A 4,263-nucleotide genomic window follows, 5' to 3' on the forward strand; every position below is an offset into this window, starting at 1 on the left:
GTTGCGGACACGATCGCCCTCACCCGATCAGTGGCCATGCTGAAACAGCTCAGTGCCAGCACCGCATGGCCTGCGCACGCTGCGACTTCTACACCCCGAAGGACTCCACCCAGGACCAACTCCTCGATGCCAAGGCCAACTTGCAGCGGATGCTCATCTCCATCCCGCTCACCGACGACGAACGCGCCGCCGTCGATGACGGCCAGGCCGCCCTCGACGCACTCCTCGACCGGCTCTCCGAGGTCCCCACTCCCGCCGGCCTCAGCCCTCGCGACCTGAACCGGCCGACCACCTCCGCACTGCTGTCGATCGTCGAGGTCCGACAGAGCACCCGATGACGAAACCCCAGGTCACAGATTCCACAGAATGGCGACCTGACTCGATCTGGCCACCCGCGAGGTCATCGGCTATTCGATGGCCGACCACCACGCGCCCCCTGGTCGCCGACGCGTTGACGATGGCCGCTGGCCGCGGCCGTCTCAGGCCCGGCTGCATCGTGCATTCAGACCGCGGCAGCGAATACACCTCGGATGAACTCCGCCGTTCCATACGCGCGTTGAACCTGAAGCAGAGCATGGGAAGAACAGGCTCCTGTTACGATGACGCAGCAGCGGAGAGTTTCTTCGCCGTACTGAAAGAAGAAATCGGCACCCGCTTCTGGCCCGACCGGGCCACTGCGAGAGCCGAGATTTTCACTTTCATCGAGACCTTCTACAACCGCCGGCGCCTGCGCAAGCACCCGCAGTGGGGCTATGTCACCCCGCTCGAAGCACGGCAACGACACGAACAAGGTCACGCCCTCGCAGCGTAGACATCGAGTGTCCGAAATCGCGGGGGAACTTCACGGCGACTTTCCCCCCATCCGGGCATCGGCAATGTCCGTCAGGACCGGTCAGGTCGTGATGGCCAGGCCCGTCGGACAATTGTCCGACGGGCCGAAGTCCGAAGTGAGCGTGGTTGTCAGCGCTGTACAGTCAGGCGCCCTTGACCATGTGGGTCTCATGTCCAAGAGCGACGTCGCCGTCACCGTGGAACAGGCTCATTCCACCACCTCGCCAGAGCGATACCAGGCCCGGGTGAGCGGCACTGTTGATGTCGCCGGCGGCAATCGAACGCACCTGTTTCCATGCCGACCCCTTCTTAGCCACCTGGTGTTCCTTCCCATGACCATTCCGGCCGAAGCCGGTGTAGAGGCTCGCTTCTCCGTCGATCCAGCCGACAGCCAGATCTGTGAGGCTGTCACGGTTGAAGTTCCCGGCAGCCAGATGCCGGGCGAATCTCCACACTGAGCCGGGTTTGGCGATGCGATGTTCGGCACCCAGGCCGCCGCGCCCGTCACCGGAGTAGACGGTTGCTTCGCCATCGCTCCAGACCACCGCAAGCCCGGCACGGCCCTTGCCCATGAAGTCTCCGGCAGCCACAGACACAGCGTGCTTCCACACCGAGCCGGGTTTGGCGATGCGATGTTCGGCACCCAGGCCGCCGCGCCCGTCACCGGAGTAGACGGTTGCTTCGCCATCGCTCCAGACCACCGCAAGCCCGGCACGGCCCTTGCCCATGAAGTCTCCGGCAGCCACAGACACAGCGTGCTTCCACACCGAGCCGGGTTTGGCGATGCGATGTTCGGCACCCCAGCCGTCTTTCTCCCCGGGATACAGGCTCACCTCACCATCGACCCAGACGACGAACAAGTCGTCTTTACCATCACCGGTGAAGTCGCCCGTGGCGATATGCCGGGCGTAGTGCCACACAGTGGTGTTGCCCGGCAGCGAGTCCTTCAACGAGTCAGGGCTGGGGCTGGGGTTGTCCCCCTTGGCGAAGGCTCGAAGCTGCTGGATCGTTCCGTCGAAGTTGTCGTGGTCGCCAACCACCTTCCCCTTGCTGGTGTACTGCCAGAAGGTGTGGGAGCTCCATCCATCCGGAAGCTTGCCTGGCGTTGAGTCATAATTGGCCACCCATAGCGGAGAGTCGGCGCCGACACTCTTACCCGAGCCTTTAACGCACTGTTTCCACCAGGCCGTCGACGTGTAGATCACCGGAGCGCGCCCGGTTTTCTGCTTGTACGTCCTGGTAAAATCCAGGATCCAGGCGGCCATTTGCTGCGGTTTCAGCCCGTAGCAAGCATCCCCACCGGAGGGGTTCCATTCGATGTCGAGGACTCCCGGCAGAGTCTTGCCATCCGCACTCCAGCCACCACCGTTCTTGATGAAGTAGGCGGCTTGGGCGACACCACTTTCCCCATTAGGCCAAGCGAAGTGGTAGGCGCCGTGAATCAAGCCCGCCTTGCGTGACTGGTCATACTGGCTCTTGAAGTGGTCATTCGTGTAGCTAGTTCCCTCTGTGGCCTTCACGTAGGCGAACTGCACGCCGCCGTCCCAAAGCGTCTGCCATTTGACGTCACCTTGATAGGAGGACACGTCCACCCCATCGATGCCCGGGATTTTACTGCGGACTAGCGGGTTTGTGCTGTTGAGCCGGCCCTTATGGCGCGCGAGACCCTCGTGTTGCTGTACGCCTGCCCCCATCCACGCCTTGCCAGGCTTGACGGGGCTCTTATCAGACGGGTTGTCGGCAAGCTGACCTTCGGCAGCCCAGGCGGGCCCGGCTACACAAGTCAGCGTAGCCGCGATCACGGCTATCGTGCAGCCCAGGTACTTAGAGATTGCCATCTGCGTATATTTCTCCTTGAGGAGGCCATCAGAGCGAGACAGGCAAGAAATGCTCGGTGAGGAGATTCCAAATGTCTGTGTTACACGGCCGCCGGGGACAGGCGCTACCACAAAGGCCACATGCGAGAATTGGAAGGAACGCCCACCCAGAGCGACGGAATGCCAGCCATCAGATTCCATCATCCGCACCCACTTGACAGGTGTCGCGAATTTCCGATGGGCCACCATGACGCTGCACCAGCATTCACCGCTGAAAATACGGTCCGACTCAGCGGACCTCTGCCGCAAGTTCTTCCACGGCAGAAACCTTCGGATCGCGTTCCCGCCTTTCGCGAACAAACTCCATACATTACAGAATTTGCCGCCCACGACAAAGCGGATGATTCCATATGCTGGGCGGGTGTACAGTTCCCGTCTGCCGTAAGTTGCGATCTCCCCCGACTGCACTCCTGATCCTATTTGCTTTTTTTCCTCGATCCTGGCGGCCAATGGGTGACGCCCTCCTCCTATCGATGACAGCCTGTACAGCACCCCCCTGGCCTTGATGCCGACGTGGATCGCACAGATGCATTGCTGTTCCCGGTCTGCCGGCTGAGGCGACTGCGCTTCCGCATGTGGAGTTCGCGGGCGTGCACTTGAACTGCAGGAACCCCTTGAGCCGGGGGAACAGAGTTAGCACAGCAGCGGCGGAGTGGGCAGGGTGAGCTTCCACGGTGTGTAGGAGGGGCTGATCAGCGCGGGCGGCGCGGTCACCACAGCACGGTGGCCTCTTGCCATGTAGGTGCCGGAAGTCGGTACGAGATCGGCGAGGGGGGCGTGGCCGCTGTGGAGCGGTCAGCCGGCCCAGCGTCCCGTCAGGTAGGCGAGGGCGAAGACGACCGTCAGCGGTGTGGCGAAGCACAGGTAGGCGGTCTTGAATCGAGGGGTGCGGAAGCTCCGGGCAGCCAGGCCGATCCATAGCGGCCACCACAGAAGGGTGGCGCGGGGGATGGACATGTACCAGTAGGAGGTGCCCAGCGCGCACAGGGTGAGAGCGAGGTAGAGGGCTTCGGGCCAACGATGCTGCCGGACCAGCAGGACGAGCAGGAGCAGGCCGATGAGCATGGCAGCGAGTTCGACCTGGAACATGAAGGCGTAATTGGTCGTCTGGGTGTGGCCGAACGCGTTGCGCCAGGTGTTGGCCCAGGCTTCCCAGGGGGTGTGGAAGGTGCGGTACCAGCCGCGTTCCTCGGCGTGCTTCCAGGCTAGCCAGTCACCGGTATGTGCGTGCAAGTAGGTGCTGTAGAGGGCGGCGGGCAGGGCGGGCAGGGCCAACCAGGGCAACCGGCGCCAGTCCCGACGGGCACGGACAGTCAGACAGAAATGCAGGGCGATCGCGGCAGCGAGGAACAGTCCGCTGACTCGCACCATGGTGGCCAGGGCCGTCAGGAGCGCGGCGAGTGGCCAGTTGCCGCGCCGGGCGGTGAGCCAGGCGGGCAGGGCGAGAGCGAGGAAGAGCGCCTCGGTGTAGCCCAGGGCCAGGAAGATCGCACAAGGGGAGTGAGCTGCCCCGACTTTCGTAGCGGCCGGGTTGTGTGTTTTCAGGCGATGTTCG

General features: G+C 63.1%; 3 protein-coding genes and 1 pseudogene. 2 read left to right on the forward strand and 2 right to left on the reverse strand.

Annotation, left to right across the window (positions count from 1 at the left end):
- The first annotated feature begins 65 nt into the window (after positions 1–65).
- Together I5Q34_RS33210 and I5Q34_RS36220 are read left to right on the forward strand one after the other, a co-directional pair.
- Positions 66–338, forward strand: coding sequence for a hypothetical protein (locus I5Q34_RS33210; protein ID WP_199896220.1), 273 nt, complete (start codon positions 66–68; stop codon positions 336–338).
- Positions 335–811 (forward strand): DDE-type integrase/transposase/recombinase, encoded by a 477-nt coding sequence (locus tag I5Q34_RS36220; RefSeq protein ID WP_199896221.1) that lies wholly within the window; start codon positions 335–337, stop codon positions 809–811. Before I5Q34_RS33210 ends, I5Q34_RS36220 begins: the two co-directional genes overlap by 4 nt.
- A gap of 163 nt (positions 812–974) precedes the next feature.
- On the opposite strand, the gene I5Q34_RS33220 is transcribed toward I5Q34_RS36220, so the two are convergent.
- Together I5Q34_RS33220 and I5Q34_RS33225 are read right to left on the reverse strand one after the other, a co-directional pair.
- Positions 975–2,669 (reverse strand): GH25 family lysozyme, encoded by a 1,695-nt coding sequence (locus I5Q34_RS33220; protein WP_199896222.1) that lies wholly within the window; start codon positions 2,667–2,669, stop codon positions 975–977.
- An 834-nt stretch (positions 2,670–3,503) separates the two neighbouring features.
- A pseudogene (locus I5Q34_RS33225) lies at positions 3,504–4,263 on the reverse strand (hypothetical protein); the annotation flags it as partial.

Origin of the sequence: Streptomyces sp. AV19, from assembly GCF_015999245.1 — a bacterium.
Taxonomy (GTDB): domain Bacteria; phylum Actinomycetota; class Actinomycetes; order Streptomycetales; family Streptomycetaceae; genus Streptomyces.